General features: G+C 40.8%; 22 protein-coding genes. 11 read left to right on the forward strand and 11 right to left on the reverse strand.

All coding sequences use genetic code 11. The features are described from left to right. Nucleotides 1-11 precede the first annotated feature (11 nt). Together L0951_RS09300 and L0951_RS09305 are read left to right on the forward strand one after the other, a co-directional pair. A complete protein-coding gene (locus L0951_RS09300; protein WP_234110955.1) occupies nucleotides 12-509 on the forward strand; it encodes a GNAT family N-acetyltransferase in 498 nt (165 codons plus the stop codon). A gap of 80 nt (nucleotides 510-589) precedes the next feature. Continuing rightward, nucleotides 590-829 (forward strand): hypothetical protein, encoded by a 240-nt coding sequence (locus tag L0951_RS09305; RefSeq protein ID WP_234110956.1) that lies wholly within the window; start codon nucleotides 590-592, stop codon nucleotides 827-829. A 154-nt stretch (nucleotides 830-983) separates the two neighbouring features. Here the strand turns inward: L0951_RS09305 and alaS are convergent, their stop codons facing one another. Both alaS and L0951_RS09315 read right to left on the reverse strand, forming a co-directional pair. Continuing rightward, nucleotides 984-3641: an alanine--tRNA ligase gene (alaS, locus tag L0951_RS09310; RefSeq protein ID WP_234110957.1), complete on the reverse strand. Its 2658-nt coding sequence runs from the start codon at nucleotides 3639-3641 to the stop codon at nucleotides 984-986. Nucleotides 3642-3981: 340 nt separating this feature from the next. Further along, nucleotides 3982-4641 (reverse strand): YceI family protein, encoded by a 660-nt coding sequence (locus L0951_RS09315; RefSeq protein WP_234110958.1) that lies wholly within the window; start codon nucleotides 4639-4641, stop codon nucleotides 3982-3984. A gap of 75 nt (nucleotides 4642-4716) precedes the next feature. On the opposite strand from L0951_RS09315, the gene L0951_RS09320 reads away from it, so the two are divergent. From L0951_RS09320 to L0951_RS09330, 3 genes are all read left to right on the forward strand, one after another. Beyond that, complete coding sequence (locus L0951_RS09320) at nucleotides 4717-5649, forward strand: sulfate/molybdate ABC transporter ATP-binding protein (protein WP_234110959.1); 933 nt, start codon at nucleotides 4717-4719, stop codon at nucleotides 5647-5649. A gap of 494 nt (nucleotides 5650-6143) precedes the next feature. Next, complete coding sequence (locus L0951_RS09325) at nucleotides 6144-9041, forward strand: proprotein convertase P-domain-containing protein (RefSeq protein WP_234110960.1); 2898 nt, start codon at nucleotides 6144-6146, stop codon at nucleotides 9039-9041. 64 nt (nucleotides 9042-9105) lie between these two features. After that, on the forward strand, nucleotides 9106-9432 hold the full coding sequence (locus tag L0951_RS09330; protein WP_234110961.1) for a hypothetical protein: 327 nt from the start codon (nucleotides 9106-9108) through the stop codon (nucleotides 9430-9432). Nucleotides 9433-9673: 241 nt separating this feature from the next. Here the strand turns inward: L0951_RS09330 and upp are convergent, their stop codons facing one another. Beyond that, nucleotides 9674-10324 carry a uracil phosphoribosyltransferase gene (upp, locus tag L0951_RS09335; protein WP_234110962.1) on the reverse strand — a complete coding sequence of 217 codons (651 nt, stop codon included), beginning with the start codon at nucleotides 10322-10324 and terminating at the stop codon, nucleotides 9674-9676. A 142-nt stretch (nucleotides 10325-10466) separates the two neighbouring features. Further along, nucleotides 10467-11774 (reverse strand): ribosome biogenesis GTPase Der, encoded by a 1308-nt coding sequence (gene der / locus L0951_RS09340; RefSeq protein WP_234110963.1) that lies wholly within the window; start codon nucleotides 11772-11774, stop codon nucleotides 10467-10469. A 789-nt stretch (nucleotides 11775-12563) separates the two neighbouring features. Here der and L0951_RS09345 point away from each other — a divergent pair. Further along, nucleotides 12564-13118, forward strand: a complete 555-nt coding sequence (locus L0951_RS09345) for a LemA family protein (RefSeq protein WP_234110964.1) — start codon at nucleotides 12564-12566, stop codon at nucleotides 13116-13118. Nucleotides 13119-13122: 4 nt separating this feature from the next. Then, nucleotides 13123-15024, forward strand: coding sequence for a DUF2207 domain-containing protein (locus tag L0951_RS09350; protein ID WP_234110965.1), 1902 nt, complete (start codon nucleotides 13123-13125; stop codon nucleotides 15022-15024). A 73-nt stretch (nucleotides 15025-15097) separates the two neighbouring features. Here the strand turns inward: L0951_RS09350 and murA are convergent, their stop codons facing one another. The 4 genes from murA to L0951_RS09370 all read right to left on the reverse strand — a co-directional run bounded on the left by murA (nucleotide 15098) and on the right by L0951_RS09370 (nucleotide 18390). Continuing rightward, on the reverse strand, nucleotides 15098-16405 hold the full coding sequence (gene murA, locus L0951_RS09355; protein ID WP_234110966.1) for a UDP-N-acetylglucosamine 1-carboxyvinyltransferase: 1308 nt from the start codon (nucleotides 16403-16405) through the stop codon (nucleotides 15098-15100). Nucleotides 16406-16407: 2 nt separating this feature from the next. After that, on the reverse strand, nucleotides 16408-17046 hold the full coding sequence (locus L0951_RS09360) for a DUF4290 domain-containing protein (protein ID WP_234110967.1): 639 nt from the start codon (nucleotides 17044-17046) through the stop codon (nucleotides 16408-16410). 433 nt (nucleotides 17047-17479) lie between these two features. Beyond that, a complete protein-coding gene (locus L0951_RS09365; protein ID WP_234110968.1) occupies nucleotides 17480-17896 on the reverse strand; it encodes a thiol-disulfide oxidoreductase DCC family protein in 417 nt (138 codons plus the stop codon). Between the two features lie 11 nt (nucleotides 17897-17907). Next, complete coding sequence (locus L0951_RS09370) at nucleotides 17908-18390, reverse strand: heme-binding domain-containing protein (RefSeq protein WP_234110969.1); 483 nt, start codon at nucleotides 18388-18390, stop codon at nucleotides 17908-17910. A gap of 256 nt (nucleotides 18391-18646) precedes the next feature. Between L0951_RS09370 and L0951_RS09375 the strand changes: the two genes are divergently transcribed. From L0951_RS09375 to L0951_RS09385, 3 genes are all read left to right on the forward strand, one after another. After that, nucleotides 18647-19285, forward strand: coding sequence for a peroxiredoxin (locus tag L0951_RS09375; protein WP_234110970.1), 639 nt, complete (start codon nucleotides 18647-18649; stop codon nucleotides 19283-19285). Nucleotides 19286-19401: 116 nt separating this feature from the next. Next, a complete protein-coding gene (locus tag L0951_RS09380) occupies nucleotides 19402-19710 on the forward strand; it encodes a thioredoxin family protein (RefSeq protein WP_234110971.1) in 309 nt (102 codons plus the stop codon). Beyond that, the gene (locus L0951_RS09385; RefSeq protein WP_234110972.1) at nucleotides 19710-19961 is read left to right on the forward strand and encodes a DUF6952 family protein; all 252 of its coding nucleotides are present in this window, start codon (nucleotides 19710-19712) and stop codon (nucleotides 19959-19961) included. The genes L0951_RS09380 and L0951_RS09385 overlap by 1 nt, the downstream gene beginning before the upstream one ends. Before the next feature lie 103 nt (nucleotides 19962-20064). Here L0951_RS09385 and L0951_RS09390 read toward each other — a convergent pair whose 3' ends face one another. From L0951_RS09390 to L0951_RS09400, 3 genes are all read right to left on the reverse strand, one after another. Next, a complete protein-coding gene (locus L0951_RS09390) occupies nucleotides 20065-20562 on the reverse strand; it encodes a hypothetical protein (protein WP_234110973.1) in 498 nt (165 codons plus the stop codon). A 245-nt stretch (nucleotides 20563-20807) separates the two neighbouring features. After that, nucleotides 20808-21305 (reverse strand): GNAT family N-acetyltransferase, encoded by a 498-nt coding sequence (locus L0951_RS09395; protein ID WP_234110974.1) that lies wholly within the window; start codon nucleotides 21303-21305, stop codon nucleotides 20808-20810. Nucleotides 21306-21445: 140 nt separating this feature from the next. Then, on the reverse strand, nucleotides 21446-21961 hold the full coding sequence (locus tag L0951_RS09400; protein ID WP_234110975.1) for a DUF421 domain-containing protein: 516 nt from the start codon (nucleotides 21959-21961) through the stop codon (nucleotides 21446-21448). A 148-nt stretch (nucleotides 21962-22109) separates the two neighbouring features. Here L0951_RS09400 and L0951_RS09405 point away from each other — a divergent pair, with 148 nt between their 5' ends. Beyond that, entirely contained in the window at nucleotides 22110-24473 is a 2364-nt protein-coding gene (locus L0951_RS09405; RefSeq protein WP_234110976.1) for a patatin-like phospholipase family protein, read from the forward strand. Nucleotide 24474: the final 1 nt, after the last annotated feature.

Consider the following 24474-nt stretch of genomic DNA (forward strand, 5'->3'; position numbering starts at 1 on the left):
TTTGAAAATTAATGACGGCAACTTTCAAAAGAGCATCAGAAAACGATATCGGAATGATCAGAGATTTGGCGAAAAAATCCTGGAATTCTGCGTATGCAGAGATTCTCAGTCCGGAGCAAATCGATTATATGTTAGGCGAAATGTATTCGGTGGATGAACTGATGAGGCACCTACAGAATCCCGGGTTTCCCTATTATTTAATTTTTGTTGACGAAAAACCGGCGGGATTTATAGGCTTTGAATTTAATTATGAAAAAGACACCACCAAACTTCACCGGATTTATTTATTAGCGGAAACCCACGGAAAGGGAATAGGAAAAACGGCCATTAATTTTTTGAAAGACGAGGTTAAAAAAATCGGAAATCACCGCATCATTTTGAATGTGAACAAAATAAACAATGCAAAAAACGTCTATGAATCACAAGGTTTCCAGATCTACGACGAAGGCGTTTTCGACATTGGTAACGGATATGTGATGGATGATTACTTGATGGAATTTTTATTTTAATTCGGTTTGAAAATTCAGATCCCTATTTTTTTGGTACAATTTTAGAATTGGAAGAAATAGAACACCAAAAAAATATTATTATGACACGCGCTAACTTGACTTCGAAAATTCAACTGTTTGTTTTGGCACTGATGGCCAATTTCGCAACACTTATTGTAAAAGCACAGGAAAAAGCACCCGACCTGAAAGTGGATGTGGACGTCAACAAAGGCGGAAACGCGATGGGCAGCGACTGGATGAGCAATCCACTGGTTTGGGTAATCGGAGCTTTGGTCGTCATTCTATTGGTTGCATTGGTCGCAAAAGGTGGAAGCAAATAGAAATTTTCGCCATTAATCAAGAAAAATCCCGAATCAGCTGAATCGGGATTTTTCTTGATCAAGTTCGTTGGTGTAAACTGAAATTCTCGTAAAAATAAAAGAAGTTAAAACAGCAATTAAACTTGGTTAAAGTCATTTAAGAATTTGGGGACTTCTACACTGTTCTTGCTTTTTCCACCGCCGCATCAATTCCAGCAAGGTTTTTTCCACCCGCAGTGGCGAAGCCCGGATTTCCTCCTCCTCCGCCCTGGATTTCTTTAGCCAATTCCTTCACAATATTTCCGGCGTGGTATTTCGATTCTAAATCCGCAGAAACGCCCACCGTGATCACCGGTTTCTGATCAGCATCGGAAATAATGATGGTGATGGAATTCGGGATTTCCTTCTTCAGCTGGAACACAATGTCCTTCACGCTTCCAGCATCCATCGTTACTTTTTTCACCAGAAGTTTTTTGCCTCCGCTTTCCGTGAATTCGTTTTTCCAGTTGGCAGTTTGGGATTTTGCTTTTTCAGCTTTTAATGATTCCAGTTCTGATTTTAAAAAAGCATTTTCTTCGAGTAATTTCTCTACGGATTTTGCCAAATCTTTCGACTTTAATAAAGTGGAAATTTCTTTTAATTGCTTTTCCAGATTCGCAAAATATTTGGAGGACTGTTCACCTGAAATCGCTTCGATTCTTCGGATTCCGGCTGCAGTTGAACTTTCGCTCTGAATCTTGAAATGACCGATTTCCCCGGTTGATTTCACATGGGTTCCACCACACAATTCGCGCGAACTTCCAAACTGGATCATTCTTACATGGTCGCCGTATTTTTCGCCAAAAAGCGCCATCGCTCCTTTTTCCATCGCTTCGGCAATCGGAATTTCGCGGAATTCCTGCAACGCAATATTCTGTTTGATTTTCGCATTCACTTTATCTTCGACCAATTTCAACTCCTCTTCGCTCATTTTTGTGAAATGCGAGAAGTCAAAACGCAGATAATCAGGCCCCACAAACGAACCTTTCTGTTCCACGTGAGTTCCCAAAACTTCTCTCAAGGCTTCATGCAGAAGGTGAGTTACCGAGTGGTTTGCTTGGGTATTGTTTCGGTCTGCGTGATTCACTTTTGCGAAGAAAACGGCTCCTACATCTTTCGGAAGATCTTTCACCAATGAAATAATGAGGTTGTTTTCCCTTTTGGTGTCTAAAATTTCCACGATATTGCGGCAATCCGTCACATCAAAAACGCTTGGATTGGAGATATCAAATCCTTCTGTATAGCTCGGAATCAGGATTCCTTTGTCGCCGATCTGTCCACCTCCTTCCGGATAAAATGGGGATTTCGACAAAACGATCTGATAAAATTCCCCGTCTTTATTTTCAATTTTTCGATATCTGGTAATGTAGGTTTCCACCTCGGTTTGGTCGTAACCCACGAATATTTCCGGCTTTTCTTCCAAAATCACCCAATCGTGAACTTTTTGGGCGGAAGATTTTTTGGAACGCTGTTTTTGCTTTTCCATTTCTTCATCGAAACCTTTTTCGTCCACGGTCAATTGTTTTTCTTCGGCAATGATCCTGGACAAATCTGCCGGAAAACCGTACGTATCGTACAATTCGAAAACTTCAGTTCCCGGAAGCGTTTTTTCTCCTTTCGTAATGGTTTCATTGATAATCAAATCAATTCTTTTCAAACCAAGTTCAATGGTTTTTAAAAATGAAGATTCCTCTTCCTTAATCACCTCGGTAACCAATTTTTCCTGCCTGTCAAGTTCGGGAAAAAATGAACCCATCTCGTTTTTTAAAACGGCAACAAGTTGGTAAAGAAACGGTTCCTTCATTCCTAGAAATCTATAGGAATACGAAATCGCACGCCTCAAAATCCTTCGGATGACGTAGCCTGCACCGCCGTTGGAAGGCAGCTGTCCATCTGCAATCGCAAATGCAACAGCACGAATGTGATCCACCACCACGCGAATCGCAATATCTTTTTCGCTTTCCAAAATTCCCCCATATTTTTTTCCGGAAAGTTCTTCCACCTTTGAAATTAAAGGTGTGAAAACATCGGTATCATAGTTTGATTTTTTTCCCTGAAGCGCCATGCACAGTCGCTCAAACCCCATTCCGGTATCCACATGCTGTTTTGGTAATTTTTCCAGACTTCCGTCCGCTTTTCGATTGAATTCCATGAAAACAAGATTCCAGATTTCCACCACTTGCGGATGGTCATTGTTCACCAAATCCAATCCCGGAACTTTCGCTTTTTCTTCTTCAGAACGCAAATCCACATGGATTTCCGAACACGGTCCGCACGGTCCGCTTTCGCCCATTTCCCAGAAATTGTCCTTTTTGTTCCCGTTGATGATTCGGTCTTCCGATATATGGGATTTCCAGAATTGGTAAGCATCGGTATCTCTTTTCAGATTTTCGGAAGCATCGCCCTCAAAGATGGTTACATAGAGATCTTCTTTTGGAATTCCGTAAACTTCCGTCAGCAATTGCCATGCAAATTCAATCGCCTCCTTTTTGAAGTAATCGCCGAAACTCCAGTTTCCCAACATTTCGAACATCGTGTGGTGATACGTATCGCGCCCCACATCATCCAAATCGTTGTGTTTCCCCGAAACGCGCAAGCATTTTTGGGTATCTGCAATTCTCAAACTTGATGGTTCTTTGTAGCCCAGGAAATAATCCTTAAACTGAGTCATCCCAGAATTGGAGAACATCAACGTGGGATCATCTTGTAGAACGATCGGTGCAGAAGGCACGATTTGGTGTCCTTTGGATTTGAAATAATCTAGAAATTGCTGTCTGATTTGTTGTGAAGTCATAGTTGGCTTTTGGCTTTTAGCGATCGGCTATCTGCAGTTAATAAGATTGCAAATTTAGGGATTTTTGGGTGATTTGGAAATTTTGCACCGGTCTAAATTACGGATTTGAACCATTAAGAAAAATAAGGATTTAAGTACAAAAATGCAGCTGTTGATTAAGGATTGAATTTGTCAACTTAAGGTAGTGGGTAAAGAAACTTCATTTTCTGCACTCCGTTTCGGGACAGGGAAAATGAATTTCCTTTATATTTTGCAAGTAATCTAATGTATAGCTTTTGGTAAAAAAAATCCGTTCCCAAAAAATTGAAACGGACATGATGATTCACCAACTGAAATCAAGCTATTTCTTTTCTAATGCCTTAATCAAGATCTGGAGATTCACCTCATCTTTAATGACTCCGTTCGCTACGGGGATCTGGAATTTCACGCCGAAATCTTCCCTTTTGATGTCCGTTGGCTCTGTAGCGATGCTCACTTCGCCGTCTTTCAAAGAAATATTCGCATTGAACTTCGCCGGTTTGGATATGCCTTTGATGGTAAGATTTCCGTCTAAAGTGGTATTATAATCGCCACTTTCGTTGTGGGTAACTTTCGTGATTTCGTAGGAAGCCGTAGGAAATTTTTCCACCGCGAAGAAATCTGCGCTTTTCAGATGGGATTCCAGTTTGTTTTTTTGTTCCAAATCGTTTTTCAGATCGACATTTTCAAGTGTTCCCATATCTGCCACGAATTTTCCGCCCACGATTTCCCCATTTTGCATGGTCACATCGCCACTTTCAAACTTAATGGTTCCGAAATGGCTGAAATTATCTGACTTAAAGATCTTGTAGCCTTTCCATTCAATTTTACTGTTTAGGGTATCCACTTGGAATACTGTTCCATTTTTTATGGCAGTAATTTCACCTGAATCTCCGGCAATAGGTTTTTCTTTCCCACAAGAAATCACCAATAAACCGAAGACTAAAAAAGAAACAATTGAAGCAATGGTTATTTTCTTCATTGAAAATTTGCGTTTTTTATTGATGCTAAAATAATAAAAAAAACCTATTAAAGGCAAAAATCTTACTTTTGCATTATGCTTTTAGAAATCAACCACTTATTTTTTTCCTATTCGCCAGAAAAAAGACTTTTTCAAAATTTGAACCTGAAGGTGGCTGCAGGAAAAATCATTGCACTTGCCGGAGAAAGCGGTTGTGGAAAATCCACACTGATTAACCTGATTTACGGATTACTGGATTGGGAAGAGGGCGAAATCATTTTTGACGAAAAAACTCTTTTTGGTCCCAAAAACAATATCGTTCCGGGAGAAAATGAAATGAAACTCGTGGCTCAGAACTATGATTTGATGCCTTACGCGACTGTTTCTGAAAATGTGGGAAAATTCATCTCCAATATCAATCTAAAAGAAAAAAAGGAAAAAATCAGCGAGCTTTTGGAAGTGGTGGGCCTTTTGGAATATGCCAACATTTTACCGAAATACTTGAGTGGTGGCCAACAACAAAGGGTTGCTATTGCGCGCGCACTTTCGGTGATGCCAAAACTCCTTTTACTGGATGAGCCATTCAGCAATATAGACTTTTCCAGAAAAGTAGAGCTTCGCGAGAGACTTTTTAGCTATGTGAAAGAGAAGAACATTTCGCTGATCATTTCCACCCACGAAATCCAGGAAATAATGCCTTGGCTGGACCAAATCATTGTACTTCAAGATGGAAGGCTGATCCAAAATGACGGTCCGGAGGAAACTTTCAAAAATCCCTATAATGATTATGTAGCCAAACTTTTTGGTGAGGTGAATGTGTTTTCTAATGCTGAAGTAATCAGGCACAATCTTTCAAAAAGTCTTTGGTACCCGCATGAAATTACGATTTCCGAAAACGGTAAAGAAGCCCAGGTTCTGGAAAGCCGCTTCGCGGGAAACCACTATTGGAACAAAGTCAATTTGGAAACTAAAAATTTGATTATCTATACTTCAGAAAAAATTTCCGGGAAGATTAATTTGGAGTTCTAAAATTTTTGGGACTTCTTTTTTTGTTTGAATATATCCCAAAGATGCTATTTTTTGAATGTGCGGGAAACAAGATTGTGGATATGGTCTTATGCGACGCGGCTGGATAAAAAATAGTAAAGAAAAGACATTTCAAGATGGCAGCAGAATATAAAACAGAATTCGATATGCCTTATGAAAGGAAAGGATTCTACCTGATTAAAATATCCGATGGAACCTCTACCTCAAACAAAAATTTATCGGTCAATTAGTTTTATAATCAATCATCAATGAAAGCTGCTGCGTTTTTCGGCAGCTTTTTTTGTGTCTTACTGTGAAAATTTCATGTGAAACATTCTAGAAAACACAAATTATTATTAAATTCCTATGAGAAAAGCGCTGTTTATTAGATTTCTTTACCGAATTAACCTTTTGTTAAAATTAAATTATTAAAATTTTCTTAAATATTTAACAATAATTAGTAATTTAGACGCAATATTTCGAAACTAAAATATAATATGAAATCAAAACTTTATCAATTACTTTCATTAGTAATGTTATGCGTGGGCATCATGATTGGCGCGCAAGAAGGAAAGGGACCGACCTTCATCGGGCAAGCAGACAAAATGGTGGAAATGCCTTCTTTGTCAAGCAGAACAAACTTGGAACCATTTGTTGACAAAGGGGGCGAAATGAAAGACCGCCGTTATTACAAACACAATATCCTTCCGGGAAAAGACCCTCAGAAAACAGACGACATTCATGTGTTGAATAGAAATCCGCTGGAACAGCTTATTCCGGGGAAGGCACCGAGTCTGGTTTTTGATGCTGCAGCTTCTACTTCCCAACCAACGGATCCTGCTTTGGCAGTGGGACCGAACCATGTATTTGTGGTATTCAACACCGGCTTCAGAATTTTTGACAAATCCGGAAATCCTTTGACCGGGCAATTGGCACCGTCAAATATTTTCGGGACAAATGGCTGTTGCGACCTTACCGCTTCATATGACCATATAGCGAACAGATGGGTGGTTACACTTCTGGGAAGCGGCGCTTATGTGGCCGTTTCGAAAACTGCAGATCCTGTGACTTCCGGCTGGAATGTTTACACCTATTCTTCAGTCACTGACTATCAAAAGCTTTCAGTGTGGAGTGATGGATATTATATGACTGATAACACTACTTCTAGCAACAAAGTTTATGCTTTTGAAAGAGAAAAAATGTTGGCAGGTGATCCTTCTGCAAAAATATTGGCATTTCCGCTTCCGGGACTTGTAACTTCAGGTTTTTACAGCCCGCAATTTTTTACCCTTTCGGATCCAAATGCACCAGCTGCAGGGAATGTCCCAATCGTTTACATGCAAGATGATGCATGGAGCGGCGTTTCACAAGACCACCTCAAATTGTGGAATCTTAGTGTGAACTGGGCAAATCCGAGTGCCTCGGTAATGTCACAACCAGTGCAGCTCAACACCCAACCTTTCGTAGGTGTTTTTGACGGGGGAAGTTTTTATAATTTACCTCAGCCAAACGGAGGCGCCACCATTGATGCACTTCAGGCAACCATTATGAACCAGGCACAGTTTAGAAAATTTGCAGATCACAATTCGGCAGTTTTTAATTTTGTGGTCAACACGGCCGCCACAGGAAAACTTGCAGGAATTCGCTGGTTTGAGCTTCGTCAACCAGCTGACGGACAACCCTGGACGATCTATCAGGAAGGAACCTATACAGCAGCTAATGGGAAACACGCTTGGAATGCGAGTTTGATTATGGATGTGCAAGGAAATATCGGGATGGGATATACTGCCATGGGTGGTCCAGGAAATAAGTATGTAGGTTCTTATTATACCGGCCGAAAAGCAGTAGATCCTCTGGGAACAATGACTGTTGCGGAAACCATCATCAAAGAAGGTAACGCGAACATTCCTGGTGGAAGATATGGTGATTATTCAAAAATAGATATCGACCCGGCTGACTATAAAACGATGTGGTACGATACCGAATATATGAACAGTGGCAGAAAAAATGTGGTGGGAGTTTTCAAAATTGCACCGAATTTCTTGAAGGATGTGGGCGTTATCAGTATTGATACTCCTGTTTCCGGAGCTTTAAGCAATGCGGAAACCGTAAAAGTAAAAGTGTACAATTACGGCACAGATGCACAAAGCAATATCCCAGTTTTATTTAAAGTTAATGGGACCACTATTGCCACCGAAACTTTTGCAGGACCTTTAGCCTCAGGTGCCACGGCAGATTACACATTTACTGCCAAAGCGAATTTGGGAACTGAAGGTCAGACTTACGCCATCTATGCCGGAACATCGCTAAGTGGCGATGAAGACACCACCAATGATGGCATTACCAAAAATGTAACCCATGTATTTCAATGGGATGCCGCAATGGATGAAATCACCGATCCAAACTCTGGTGGGTATTTGAACTCCCAACCAATCAAAGTGAAAATTTCAAATAAGGGAACCCAAACCATTACCAATCTTCCAGTTGCGTATAATGTGGATGGTGGAGCATTCGTGAACGAAACAGTGACTACTCCAATTCCGGCAGGAACATCTTTAAATTATACTTTTACCACACCGTATAATTTCAACACCATTAAGACTTATAATCTTACGGCCAAAACTATGCTTGCCAATGATGCGGTTCCTGCAAACGACGTTGTCACAAAAACAATCGTCAACTCAGCTTGTATCGCTAAAACCAACAACACTCCATATCCAATTGGACCAAACAGCGGCACAGTCACTACTTCGATTGTGAACTATCCTAACGGAGGTGCGGTGAACAAGGTGAAAGTGAGAGTGAATCTGGTTCACACCTGGGTGGGAGATATTGTAATCAAATTGGTTGCACCAGATAATACTGAAGTCATCTTAGCAAACAGAAGAGGAAGTTCTGGCGACAACTACACCAATACCATTTTTGATGATGATGCTACCACTGCTATTTCTTCGGGAACGCCTCCGTTCACCGGAACATTCAAACCGGAATCACCACTTTCTGTCCTTAACGGCAAATTGATGACCGGCGATTGGAAACTGGTCATCACAGATATGTCAAACCTTGACGGCGGAACACTACTTGATTGGACACTGGATATTTGCACCAACGATAATCTGGCAGTTTCAAATGTTGAAGTGGACAGCAATAACGTAATGGTTGCCAATACCGGAATCAACAAATTCAAAGTGATTTTGAATGACAAGGAAATGAACAAAATGGTGGACATGGATCTCTACAATGCAGCCGGACAGGAAGTGCTTAAAAAACGCCTATTCAGAGCTGGTACAGGATATGAAACAGATTTCGATATGTCTTACGCACCAAAAGGAATTTACATGATTAAAATTTCAGACGGTACCAAGACCTATTCGAAAAAATTACTGGTAAAGTAAATTTTCATCTATATTAATCACGAAGCTGCTGAGAAATTCAGCAGCTTTTTTTAAAACCACCCGTATGAAAAACTTATTTTTGTCCACATTCATTTTCCCAATTTCCTGCATGATGACCAATTCCGTGACTTCCACTGCAGAATCCGCACCCAACCGGTTTACAGAAATGACTGCCGTGAAATCAGAAAACTGCGACTATCTTCTTCAGGACAAAAGCGGTAACAATTACGAAGTGACCGAGATTACTAGCAAAATCTCCAACCTTTCACCGGGCAAAAAAGTATGGGTAACCTATCAACCGCTCAGGAGAATGTCCATTTGCGGAGCTCAACCCATTGAAATCCTTGAAGTTGCTGAAAAACAGGTACTGGGAAATAAAGAAAATCAATGATTTTCAAGCCATCTCCAGTTTGACAAAAATCATCATAAAAAAAAAGTGAATCTGGCTTTTTATTTGAAATAATTTCTTAATTTTACTCTTCCCAAATAAGGAAATTTTTGGTTAATTCTCTTTCTGCCTTTAAGACGACATTAGCTGATGTATTCGGCAACCAAGTCTTTGAAATGGAACCCTGTCCAAATCTTTCCTTTTTTTTGTGCCTAGAATTAATGTGGATGCGAATTGCGGACCACTACCGCTGCAGCTTTTCACCATAGGACAAATCTCCCGCATCGCCCAAACCAGGTGTAATGTAACCTTTAGATGTCAGGTTTTCATCCAATGCTCCGATCCATATTTTTGCTTCCGGATACGCTTTTTCAAGTGTTTCTACTCCTTGTCTTGAAGCAATTGCAGCCACAATATGCAGCTGGGTTGGTTTCCCGTGATTCAGCAAATCTTTCAAAGCCTCGATCAAACTTGCGCCTGTTGCCAACATAGGATCAGCCACGATCAATGGTCGTCCATCGATATTTGGGCAGGTAAGATAATCTTGTTTGATCGAAAAATAATCGTTAGCGTCGTGTTTTCTGTAAGCTGCCACAAATCCACAATCTGCCTTATCAAAATAATTCAGGATTCCCTGGAATAAGGGAACCCCCGCTCGCAAAATCGTGGTAATGACCGGCTGAACTGCAATTTCCTTGACTTTAATCTTATCCAAAGGCGTTTGAATCTCCAGTTCTTTTTGTTCCAGACCTTTTGAGATTTCGAAAGCCGCAACTTCTCCGATGCGTTCCATATTTCTGCGGAACTTCATGCGATCGCGTTGAACTTCGGTGTTTCTTAAATCGTTGATCCAGGAGTTTACTAATGAAAAATTGTCTGCTAAAACGGTAACCATTCTATTTATTTTATTTTACAAAGTTCGTAAATTTAAGAAACACCTCACCAGAAAGCATTTCAAAACTTCTGATATTCCCTTTAAATGGCTGAAAAACATGAAAAAAAACTTTCAGCACCGGAAATCCCGAAAGGACTGTCATTTATTTCTGTCTGAAATAAACCTCAATGGGAACTCCGGTAAAACCAAATTCCTTGCGAAGCTGATTCTCGGTAAACCTTTTGTAAGGCTCTTTTACATACTGTGGAAGGTTACAGAAAAACACAAATTGCGGACTCGGCGTAGGAAGCTGAACACAGTATTTGATTTTCACATATTTCCCTTTGATTGCCGGTGGTGGCGTCTTCTCAAAAATCGGAAGCATCACCTCGTTGAGTTTTGAAGTCTTGATTTTCTTCGCACGGTTTTGGTAAACTTCCATCGCCGTATCCACAGCTTTCAGGATTCTCTGTTTCGTTAAAGCAGAAATAAACAGAATAGGGACATCCGTAAACTGCCCAATTTTTGCTTTAATGGCATTCTCGAAATCGCGCATGGTGTTGGTTTCTTTTTCCACCAAATCCCATTTGTTGACCAGGATCACGATTCCTTTTCTGTTCTTTTGGGCCAAACCAAAAATGTTCATATCCTGACTTTCCCAACCCAAAGTTGCATCCACCATGATGATGACCACATCTGAATATTCGATCGAGCGAACTGACCGCATCACGGAATAAAACTCCAGATCTTCCTTCACTTTCGCTTTTCTACGCATTCCGGCGGTGTCCACCAGCACAAATTCATGGCCGAATTTATTGTAAAGCGTTTCGATGGAATCGCGGGTGGTTCCCGCAACATCGGTCACAATGTTTCTTTCAACATCTAAAAGGGCATTGGTCAAAGTAGATTTCCCCACATTCGGTCTTCCCGCAATCGTAATTTTCGGCAATCCTTCAAATGGGTCTTTGTATTCGGTGGACGGAAAATCTTTGACAATATCATCCAACAATTCTCCTGTTCCGGAACCGGTTGCAGAAGATAAAGTGTAGTATTTCTCAATTCCCAACTGGTAAAATTCGGTCGCTGCCAATTCTTCTTTCGCAGAATCCACTTTGTTGACCACGATATAGGTCGGTTTATTGGAGCGGCGAAGCATCTCGAAAATCTCCTCATCCGTATCGGTCAATCCTTCTTCCACATTCAACATAAAAATAATGGAAGTGGCCTCATCAATCGCCAGCTGAACTTGTTTTGAGATTTCTTCCTGGAAAACATCTTCGGTATTTACTTCGTAGCCACCGGTATCAATTACCGTGAACTCTACTCCATTCCAATCCGATTTTCCGTAATGGCGATCACGGGTTACGCCGGCTGTAGAATCTACAATGGCTTCTCTTCTTTCCAGGAAACGGTTAAACAGGGTGGACTTTCCTACATTGGGTCTTCCAACGATTGCGACAATATTGCTCATAAAATTTTGTTTAATAATCCTCTCAATAAATGAAGGACGATGATTATTAATGGGTTACTCCATCTTTTGGAGCCCAAAAATTTTTGCAAAGATAGTTTTTTATGCTGGAAGTTGGTTGATGGATGTTGGGTGTTGGGTGTAAAAAAAGGAGGAACTGATCATATTTTTAAAAACTCAAAAGTGGGGAGCCTTTGCCAGCGGTTTGACTTGGTGCGGTGTACTGATGTTTATGCTTGAAAATTATGCTAATACGGCACCGTTCATAATGCAATCACCTACTTTTCCTGAAATTTCTGAAATAGAATGTGCTGTTCCCATATTTTTTGTGTTTTTACATCATCTTGTTAATCAGGACATTAACATTTACTACTACCTCACAAAAGTAGTAAATTTCTTCTATTAAATTCCTCTTAATTACTTACAGCAAACCGAAAGCGGAGGTTGAGCCATAGTTCACCCATAGTTGCACCGTAGTTTACAGTACCACTGTATAGGTACTGTTCGGATGTGGTTCTAAACAGCTCAGTGTGTTAAAACACAACTCATCTGGCGAAATCATTTTAAGTTAAGAATGGGTTACTTCAACTTTTGAAGCCCAGAAAATTTTTGAAAAGATAAGAAAAGTGGGGAAAAGGCAGTTTCCATTTAAGAGAAAATCAATGAGATAACCTTAGAAACTAAAAAATTAACAATCAGATTAAAATAAAAAATCGCCCCATTGACAATAATTTTTAACTTTACAAACATATCTCATTTATCGGATTCGCAACCAAACAAAAATTTATTGAAATGTTTATTTTAGCAATTATTCTCGCAGTTGGAATTCTATTCCTTCTCTATGGAGTTTCTACCTACAACCGACTGGTAAAATTTAAAACTATGGTTCAGGAAGCGTGGAGCAGCATTGATGTAATGTTGAAAAAACGCTACGACCTGATTCCGAATTTGGTGGAAACCGTGAAAGGTTATGCCATACATGAGCGCGAAACTTTTGATGCCGTCACCAAAGCCAGAGCAGACGCGATGAGCGCAAATTCTGTGCAGGAAAAAGAAACCGCCGAAAAAAGTCTCGGACAAGCAATGATGCGCCTGAATGCCGTAGCAGAGCAATATCCGGACTTGAAAGCCAATGCAAATTTCATGCAGTTGCAAGGCGAACTGTCTAATGTGGAAAGCGACATAGAAAAATCAAGAAGATATTACAACGGAACCGTGCGCGAAAACAATATTCTGGTGGACACTTTCCCGAGCAACATTATTGCAAACATGTTTAAATTCTCGAAATCTGCATTCTTTGAACTGGAAAATACTGCAGAGAGAGCGGTTCCAAACATGAAATTCTAAATCAGTGAAAAAGGTTATTTCAATTTTCTTTCTGCTTTTCTATTTTTTCTCGTCTGCTCAAACTGAGGTTTCTTTCAACCCGTTTTTCATCCGCGAAAGGATTATCAATTTTCATTCAGATATTATCGTTCATCAAGACGCCTCTTTGACGGTAACTGAAAAAATCAAAATCGAATCCAGCGGTAATCAAATTCGGCACGGAATTTTTCGGCAATTACCAGTTACTCGAAATATCAACGGAAGCTCACAAAGTGTAAAATACACCGTTCTTTCCGTCAACAAGAATGGTGCAACCGAACCTTTTACCACCCAAAATAAATACGAATCATTTGACATCAAAATCGGAGACCGGAATATAGAATTAGAGCCAGGAATTTACACCTACGAACTAACCTACAAAACCAAAAAACAAATCGGTTTTTTCGAGAAATACGATGAACTTTATTGGAATGTCAACGGCAATTTCTGGAACTTCAACATCGATTCTATTTCCGCAACCGTAAAACTGCCTGAAAACGCAAAAATTCTTAAAAACAGCTGCTACACAGGAACCACAGGAAGCAAAAAACAAGACTGTTCCTCGAAAATTCTTTCGGAAAATTCCATCAGTTGGGAAGCTTTTAATTTACTTAGTAATGAGGGATTAACGATTTCGGTCGGTTTCAACAAAGGGGTAATGATTCCACCAAAATCACCTAATTCCTTCGAAAAATATGGATTGTTATTCGGTTTTTTGTTAACGCTAATTGGACTCATCCTTTATTTCTACAGAACATGGAAAAAGTATGGGGTTGATCCGCCTAGTCCGGTTATTTTTCCTCAGTTCAGTGCTCCGGAAAATCTTTCACCTGCTTCATTGGGATATATCCGTTCCGCAAGTTTTCGGGATGAACAGATTACGGCAGCCATTATCGGTTTGGCCATAAAAGGTTTTTTAAAAATTAGGGAAAGTGAAGCAAAAGGACTTTTAAGTATATTTAAAGGAAAAGTTTTCACTTTAGAAAAATTAAAAAATGTGGACCAATCCTTAGCTAAGGAAGAAATTTTGCTGATGAATTCACTTTTCAGAAAAGGCGAAACTGTGACTCTAGACGGCCAATATAGCGAAGACCTCGAATCCACCGTAGAAAACTTTAAAGCCAGCTTAAAATACCAACATGACCAGCTGTTGAACGAAGGAAATAATTTTTCAAAACTCTGGATACCCGGAATTCTGATTTCGATCGTCTATTTGGTTGGATTAGGAATTTCTTACCTCATCAATCCCGATGGCAATAAGTTTGGTTTCGGTATAGTGATTTTTGTGATCCTTGCCATCACTTTCACGGCAGTCACATTTATCGGAAGCCAAATGGGAAAAATCGGCTGGAATTTCGTGAGAGTGTTCTTTGTTTTAGGAGCATTTATTTTTGCGTATCGTTTAGGATTTGATGAATTCTCCTTTGTGAATAACAATTTCAACAGCTGCTATACTTTCTTGGTATTGGCTATAATTTCGTTGATGGTTTACCAATGGCTAATCAAAAAACCATCAGTAGAAAAATTACGGATAATTTCAATGATCGATGGTTTCAAAATGTACATGCACGCCGCAGAAGATGAAGTTTTAAAATTCCACAATCCACCCAAAATGACGCCGGAATTTTTTGAAAAACTCCTTCCGTATGCGGTGGTTTTCGGAGTGGACAAAATTTGGGGCGAAAAATTCACTAAATATTTATCAGATTCCGGTGCAGATTACCGACCCACCTATTACTATGGCGGCTCGTTTCACAACTTCAATGTGGGTGTATTCTCCAGTTCATTGACCAGCTCAATTACTTCTGCGTCAACCTCATCATCAGGTTCCGGTGGTGGAGGATTCTCTGGTGGCGGTGGCGGCGGTGGCGGTGGCGGTGGTTGGTAAAAAACGCAGGATTAAGCGAAAAAACCCAAAATCACTAAATCACTTAACCACTATGCCACTCAACCCATTCCCTCTAAATCCGCTCAATATCTGCTCCCAATGCTCTTAATCTGCCATCAATATTCTCATAGCCGCGGTCAATCTGTTCAATATTGTGGATGGTGGATTTTCCTTCCGCTGAAAGTGCGGCGATCAGCAATGCGTTTCCGGCTCTGATGTCGGGTGAAGTCATGGTGGTTCCGCGAAGTGGCGATTCGTGATTTAAACCAACAACTGTGGCGCGGTGCGGATCACAGAGGATGATCTGCGCTCCCATATCGATGAGTTTGTCCACGAAGAATAATCTGGATTCAAACATTTTTTGGTGAATGAGCACCGTTCCTTTAGCCTGGGTTGCCACCACCAAAATAATCGACAGCAAATCCGGAGTAAATCCCGGCCAAGGCGCATCTGAAATCGTGAGAATAGAACCGTCGATGAATTTATGGATTCTGTAATTTTCCTGTGACGGAATAAAGATATCGTCTCCTCTTTGTTCGAGTTGGATTCCTAATTTTCTGAACGTGTGGGGAATAACGCCGAGCTGGTTCCAGTTGACGTTTTTGATGGTGATTTCAGATTTGGTCATCGCAGCGAGACCAATCCACGAACCGATTTCTACCATATCCGGAAGCATGGTGTGTTCTGTTCCACGAAGATGCGATACGCCTTCAATGGTCAAAAGGTTGGAACCGATTCCAGAAATATTGGCACCCATTCTGTTGAGCATTTTGCAAAGTTGCTGCAGGTATGGCTCACAAGCGGCGTTGTAGATTCTGGTTTTACCTTTCGCCAAAACTGCTGCCATCAAAATATTTGCAGTTCCGGTTACGGAGGCTTCTTCCAACAGGATAAATTTTCCGTTGAGCTCTTTTGCCTTTAATGAATAGTAATATTCCTGTTCGTCATAGTGAAATTCTGCTCCCAATTCCACCAAACCCTGGAAATGTGTATCCAAACGTCGTCTCCCGATTTTGTCCCCCCCCGGAGTCGGCATGTATGCTTCACCATATCTCGCCAACATGGGTCCCAAAAGCATGATTGAACCACGCAGTTTTGCACCGTCTTTTTTAAATTCATCGGATTTAATGTAATCGAAATTCACCGAATCGGCCTTGAAAGTATAATCGCCGTGTGCGTTTTTGGTGATTTTCACCCCAAAATCGCCCAGGATTTCGATGAGCCGATTCACATCATGGATGTCGGGAATGTTTTTTACCCGAACTTCCTCATCGGTCAAAAGGACTGCACACAAAATTTGAAGCGCCTCATTTTTAGCACCTTGCGGAGTAATTTCGCCATGCAACCTTTTTCCGCCCTGTATTTGAAATGTTCCGCTCATCCTTATTTTCGATTTTTATTGTTGTGGTAGTTTCGTCTTTTGGTTTGGCTGTTCTGACTGCCTTTCTGGTTTTTGTTGCTTCGGTTGGAAGCATAGTAGATTTTGCTCTTATCCAGGGAATCGATTCCTGTCAAATCCAGCCGGTCATCTGAAAGATCTTTCAGATGCCTGAAAATGACCTCATCCTGCACATGTTCCTTGTTGTAAACATTGTAGGATTTTTTCATATTATTGGCGATGACCTGGATCAGCGCGTCTTTTTCTTCACCCGCTTCCAGCTCAATCGCTTTTTCGATCAGCTGCAAAATGCTTTTTCCGTAAAATTTAAATTCGCCCTGCAAAACCGGGTAATCCATCCTTTTCGGTTTCGCCTGGGTTTCCTCACGGGTTGGGAAAGGATATGGAGAATCCACATCCAGATCGTAATCTGCAAGAATGTAGAGATGTCCCCAAAGTTTGTGCTTATAATTTTCCTCATCCCGAAGTTGGGGATTTCTCTGCCCCATAAAATCTACAATCGCTGTGGCAAGTTCATTCCTTTCCTCTTTGGTTGGGAGTTCTTTGCAGCGTTCCACGAGTTGCTGAATGATTCTGCCATATTCAGGCATATGAAGATGGGTTCGTTGGGTGTTGTATTCCATAGGTGCAAAGATAGCGAAGTTTGAGATTATTTGGAGCAGTTTGATTTTGGTTGAACTCTTGAATGGTTTCCAGCTTCAGGTTTCAGGTTTTGCAAAATAATATGAAGAATGTACTGGTCATTCCGGCGAAGGCGAATCCCCAAGAAAACTGAATAAAGGAAGTTTTTATGCAGTTACTGCGTTTTCTGGATTTCGGAATCACTTTAAAAATAATCCTTTTTTCTAAAAAATAAGAAAAAAAGTCATCAATACCTCCGTCTCCACCAAAATTTTCTAATTCTTGTCTAATTTTTCACCTTTCGGAAATGCAACCTTTTGAATGATCAGTCATCTGTTTTACATTAGCCTTCAACTTAAAAAAAATTTCCAAAGGCAATTAATGAAATTAACATGATCTGCACACTTAGAACAATTTGGTAAGTCTTTTTACGTCTTAATAAGATTGCAATTTTTCGACAAACTTCATCCTCTCCTTTTCATCCGGGACCAAACATTTCTGCGAAGACAGTTTCATCCTGTTTTCTGAGACTTTGTCATAAACGAAATCTGTGAGTATTCTTGGGAGGAAGTTCATATTTCCGAAAACCGCATTCACGCCTCCCAAAATTCTGCCAACAGCAAAAATCGCCTGAGATTTGGTGAGATAAAATGAGCTGGGTTTCCAAAGATAAATGGTTTTCAGGTCTTTGTTGGCAAGATTTCTGTCTTTCAAAAAACTTTGTCCAAACTCAGATTGCAGCGGCGAGAAAAGAAACTTGTCCTTTTTATCGTTTTTTAAAATCCAATTGACCCAGTAGTTGCAGAAACCACAATCGCCGTCATAGAAAATATAATATTTGGATGAATCCATTATTGAAAACTTTATTCTTTTTCAGCCTCCACCGGAAGGTGGTTTAGAATCCTGGTATCACTCGCTATTAACTTGAAATACTTGATGAGTTCCTGCTGTTGGGCATCATTCAGTTTCGCATCAGAATGGATGATTACATAAGAATCCATCGGCATTTCACCTTTTTGCACCATCTCTGCAGCTTCGTCCAATTTATGCGCCTGCTTCTTGGGCTCATAATTCGCAAAAGTAGAAAAATTCAGTTTTTGCCGGCCTTCATCGATGTGGTTTTTCAGAAACCAACCTACCGGCTGGATATTTGCATACCACAGATATTTAGTTTCATTGCTGTGACAATCGTAGCAGCTGCTTCTAATTAATTTAGCAGTGGATTCGGGAGTTTTCTTAATGTTCAGGAAATCCATTTGAGGAGTCGGAGCCGGATTGGTCTTGTCAATTTGAAAGAACTGAATCAAGACAAAAGCGACGAGCAAAATGACGAGGATCTTTTTCATAGCGGTTTTATTTATTGACGTGAATTTAAACAATAATTTTCAAAATAAATCCAAGGTGACTAAAAATAATATTAAAAATCAGCCTTTTGCCAATGAGACTTTAAAAATCAGATCAAAAAACCTTGCTATTAAAGAAATCTGTGCCAAATTTCCAAATCGGTTACCCATTCATTGCAATAGATGATATAAATCAGCACCTCTTTTATCATTGATGGAATCTTCATATCTTTGCCGCACAATATTTAAAACAAATCATATGTCATTAGTTGGAAAAAAATTCCCAAATATCTCCATCGACGCAATGTCTGAAATGGGAGATGATCTGAAAATCAACATTCTGGAAGAGGCAACAAAGAACCACCAAAAAGTTCTTTTATTCTGGTATCCGAAAGATTTCACTTTCGTTTGCCCTACCGAGTTGCACGCGTTCCAGGAAGCTTTGCCGGAATTTGAAAAAAGAAACACCAAAGTGATCGGTGCATCTTGCGACACCAATGAAGTGCACTTCGCATGGTTGAACACCGCAAGAGACCAGGGAGGAATCGAAGGGGTAACTTATCCAATCCTTGCCGATACGCACAGACAACTGGCGAATATTTTAGGGATCGTGGATCAGGAGTTTGAGTTTGATGAAGAAGGAAACGAGTTTTTCACGGGTTCAAACGTTACTTACAGAGCAACTTATCTGGTTGACGAAACCGGAAAAATCTTCCACGAATCAGTAAACGATATGCCGCTTGGAAGAAATGTGAAGGAATATTTGAGACTGATCGATGCTTACACGCACGTGCAGAAATTCGGCGAAGTTTGCCCTGCAAACTGGGAAGAAGGAAAAGACGCGATGAAAGCGGACAGACAGTCAACCGCAGAATATTTGGCAACGCATAAGAATTAGTCCAATATTTTATCATGCAACAATGCATTCCTTAGCAATAGTCAATGAAAATCTGACCAATTATTGACCGAGTGAATGCTACATGGATACACTTTCACCTTAATACCTTCAAAAAAATGTACACAGAATTAGCAGAAGATAATTTGCAGCAAATTGTTGCAGACAATGAAAAAGTGGTCGTTCAGTACGGAGCGTCATGGTGCGGAAACTGCCGGATCATGAAACCGAAATTCAAAAAGCTGGCTTCTGAAAACGAGGAGATTCCTTTCCTTTATGTAGATGCGGAAAAGCTTCCGGAAAGCAGAAAATTGGCGAAAGTGGATAACCTGCCCACCTTTGCGGTTTTCAGGAACGGAAGTTTGGTAGATCAAGTTCAGACCAACCAGCAGGATATTTTGTTGAACCTTTTCAAAACATTGAATTAATGAAACTCCCAATAATCAGACAGTTTTATCAGAATCAAACCCCTGAAAACCTGGAAACAGCTTTGGAGGTTCTGGAATCTTTTTCAGAATTCCGGGGAACCACCGAAGAAGACCTGAATGTAGTGGGAGAAATGATTACCGACATTTGTGGTGCATTGGAAGTTCATCAGAACGTGAAAAACGGAATGAGCGAAAGAGAGGCGCTGAATGGTTTTGCGCAGAAAGTGCTCGGAAGCATCGATAAAAATTAAAAAACACGATTCCGACAACGATTGGGACGAAATCAAGGATTTGTGAACCAGTTAATTCACATGTTGTTTTTAAAGAGAAAGCGGGAAATTCATCCCGCTTTTTTCAGTCGTCTCGGTCATTTTGGTCATCCCGGTTCTGATGGTATTTTTTGCTGTTAGCTTTGTTTCTCTTTTCCTCATCTTTGCGCCATTTCTTGTCATTTCCCCAGCTGCTGTTTCTTTTTTTAAGCTGGCCCGGTGCGTAATCTTTGGCTTCCCCACCGTAGATTTTTTTGGCTTGTCCCGGTGGTAGTCTCCTGGCGTTATTGTTCGGATAATATACCGTGTTGTTGCCATTTCTGCCTAAGATTCCGGGTTGCCCGTAAACATCACCGGTCTGAATCACTCTGCCGTTCTGATAGACATTTCCGTTTCGGTCCCGGTACACTTCGCCCTGCCTGTAAACCGCTCCGTCCGGAGCCCTGAAGACGGGACCATTGCCGGGATAAGTTGCCGGATAGTTGTTCGGATAATTGGTTGCATAAGGATCATTAGTTGCGGCGCAAGACGCCAAAGCAAAGACCAAACCTGTTACTGCCATTATTTTTATTATATTTTTCATTTCATTATAATTTAAAACTTAACACCATAGGTTCAATCTTAATGCCAAATGAAAATCTTAAGTAAAAAATAGGGAAGAATAATTAAAAATAAAGGACATCATTTGATAATAACGCCAGTGCAGAACGGACTTTGAAGTAATTTCAATTTCTTCATGCAAATACCGAATGGTTGCTTTATCGGTTATAGGACAACCGAAACTTATTCCTATCGGAAGGCAGCACCGAAAAGGACCAAAAAGCCAGATCACACCCCAACAACCGAACTCCTCCTCTCCATGAAAACAATATCCCGCCAAATGCCGCTCATTTTCCCAATCTTCTCGCGGGTTCCCACGATCCTGAATCCCTGTTTTTGGTGAACTGCGATACTTGCCTCGTTTTCCGGGAAAATCCCGGCCTGCAAAGTCCAGAATCCATGATCTTCACTATCAAGAATTAATTTCCGTAAAAGCATTTTACCCAAACCTTTTCCCTGAACAGCATTGTCCAGATAAATGCTCACTTCTGCCACTCCCTTGAAACAGTCGCGTTTGCTCACGGGTTTCAGGGCGCACCAACCCACTACTTTTCCGTCTTCATCCTCCAAAACAAAACGGGACACGTTGAAATGATCCGTATCCCATGCTTCCCAAACGGGAACATGGTCGTCAAAAGTAGCATTGCCACCATCAATTCCTTGCTGGAAGATTTCCAAAACTCTTGCGCCATCTTCGGGACGCATCGGTCGTATTTCGTAATTCATATGACTTGTTTACATTCTATTTTCTTGCGTTTTTAATCTCATTGCCACCCCGTCTTTCGGGTTTTGTCCATCCCGATAGGTAATTGGACCAACATTGCAGCGGAGAGGAATTCACCATCATCACTGTTTGGGAATTCCGGTCAGATCCGGTGTGCCTTTCTGGGGAATTTTCTTTTATGCCTGGAAAAATTCGTCTGGTTGTTTTGGTCTATGGAAATTACGCTCACATTTCCATCCACTTCCAACACGGCGAGTTTCACATGCTTCAAGTCTTCCACACCATGTTCCCGAATCGTTTCCAGCAATTCATCACTGGTGATTTCGGCATGTTTCAGTTTCACCAGATCTACCACTCCATCGCGAACCAAAACTTCGGGTTCATCTTCGATCAGGTGCTGCATCTTTTTACTTCTGAACATCAATTTCTTTAAACCAAAATTGGCCAAAAATAAAACCGTGGCCGCTGCCAAACCACCTTGTAGGGAAGTATCCTGTCCGACCATTGCATTCTGAACGGCATTTGAAATCAGAAGCAGCAAGATGACATCTCCCGCATTCAGCTGCGAAAGCTGGTTTTTTCCAAAAATCCTCAATGCCAAAACCATGAACAGATAAACGGCAAGCGAGCGGAGAGATACGTCTAAAAAAGGATTCATAAAATTGAATTTAAAGCATTAATAATCTTTTTCAAGCACTCTGACCAGAAACAAGTTAATGCAGTTCCGGTTTTTTCAAGGATATAAAAATAGCAAAATTGCCCTAAAAACAATAAAAAAAAGTAATTTAGCTGCTTACCTATTGCCCATGAAAATTAAAATCTACGCTGTTTTTCTATTGACCATTACTTTCTTCAATCATTATTCCGCACAAGACACCCTTAAGACCAACCATCAGAAAAAATTCGGACTCGCTTTAAGCGGTGGCGGGGCAAAAGGTTTCGCCCACATCGGACTTTTAAATGCCATAGATTCTTTGCAGATTAAAATCGACTATATCACCGGGACAAGTATGGGCGGAATTCTCGGCGGACTTTATGCGATGGGCTACACCGGCAAAGATCTAAAATCCACGATTTATGAAATGAACTGGGACCGCATCTTGAGCAACAAAATCCCTTATCGCAAAGTGAATATCGAAGAAAAGGACGAATTTGACAAATACATCATTGAATTTCCGATCGTGAGAGGAATTCCTACCCTGCCAAGTTCGCTTATTGAAGGGCAATATATGGGAGAAGTGCTGAACACGCTTACTTTTCCCACGAAACACATCAACGATTTCAGCAAACTCCAAATTCCTGTGGAACTGACCTCTTCCGATATTGTGAGCGGTGGTCTCATCATGCAGAAAAAAGGATCGCTTCCACTGGCGATTCGTTCTACTTTAGCGATTCCTGCGGCGTTTTCCCCGGTTTATATTGATGGAAAATTACTCGTTGACGGTGGACTTGACCGCAATTTCCCGGTGAAGGAAGTCAAAGACATGGGCGCAGATTTCGTGATTGGGGGGTACACGGGGTTCAGGCTATTTACCAAGGAAGAAATTGAGAATCCTTTAAAAATGATTTATCAGACACACGCCATCCGGTCGGTGGAAGATTTCAAGGTTCAAGGAAAAGATACGGATGTGCTTGTGAATTTTGTGGCACCTTTGGAAGACATCACCACCAAAGATTTTAAAAAATATAAGAAAATAATCAAGATCGGTGAAGAGGAAACCAAAAAAATTCTTCCCGAACTGGTAAAAGTTGCGGAAGAACAAAGAAGACTTGGGGTGGTTTACGACCACAAAATGATGCAGGAAGTGAAGAAACCCACGGTGGAAATCAGATATTTTAATGAAGACGGAACAGCGATCGCTTCTCAGCAGGAAATAGAATCCATCAAAAATCTGATGAATCTGGAAACCGGAACCTATCATGACGCGAAAACCATGAACCAGAGCATTGACTATGTTTTCGGAACAAGGCTTTACGACAAGGTTTATTACACCTACACCGATTCAGAATCCGGACTCATTATGAATGTTTTTGTAAAAAAGGCAAAAGCAGGCCGGTTCAAACTCGCACCGCATTATGACAATGAACAATCTGTGGGAATCATCGTCAACTATACCTACCGTGACCTCCTGTTCACCAAGTCCAGATTGGTTGCAACCATAGATATCGCCGAAAAGTTCAAGGCAAGATTAAACCTGCAAAAATTCATCGACCGAAAAAACCGTCTTTTCGTCACCGCAGAAACAAAATATACCAGCACGAACAGCAACGACATCTTTTTCAGACTGATTGGCGAAACCGCACAGGGAAACGCAGTGATTTTCCCGGACTATAAATATTCCAATTTCATGGGCGGGATCGGAATAAATTACAAAATCAACTCCAATTCGGCAATTGGGATCGGAGCCGAACACAATTCCGAGCTTCTCAAAAACTCTTTAAACGATATCGCCAGAAGTCTTCTGGACGAATATGACCCTAAATTGTTCAGCCACAACAATCAATTTGTTTATCTGAAATACATCCAGAACAGTTTGAGCACCCGATATTATGCCAAAAGCGGAAACTATCTCCACATCGGAATGAGGACTTATTTCAACAACCATTACAACACTTACGACCTGGACAAGACACAACCCGGACTGGATCTGTATCTTAATCCAGACCATGATTTTTATACCATGCCAGAAGCACTGACCGCAATCTTTATCAATGAAAATTTTGCATGGCCTGTTTCAAAACAGCTCTCGCTGAAGTTTAATGGATATCTGGGCCGCCATTTCAGCCGAAACACAATCCCGGATGAAAACATCCCTTACATTTTTCTGAACCAAAAATTCTACACCGGCGGAAGCGAATTTAATGATGATGGGATGAACCCGGAGTTTGAAGGTTTCAAACAAAAAGAATTGCCTGTGAACTCCATCGCAAAATTAGGTTTTGCGGCGCAATATAATCCTTTCGGTAAATTTTACCTCACTCCGTCACTCAGCTATGGAAGGATTTCTGCAGAGTTGAGCGGTTTTGATGAGGGTAATTCCCAAAACGTTTTTGGATATGGAATCAATCTCGGTTACTTTTCGGTGGTGGGACCTCTCAACTTCAGTGTTTCAAAAAATAACCTGATCGATATCTGGAGGTATTATTTCAGTATCGGGTTCAAGTTTTAGG

Source organism: Chryseobacterium sp. R2A-55, assembly GCF_021401085.1.
Taxonomy (GTDB): Bacteria; Bacteroidota; Bacteroidia; order Flavobacteriales; family Weeksellaceae; genus Kaistella.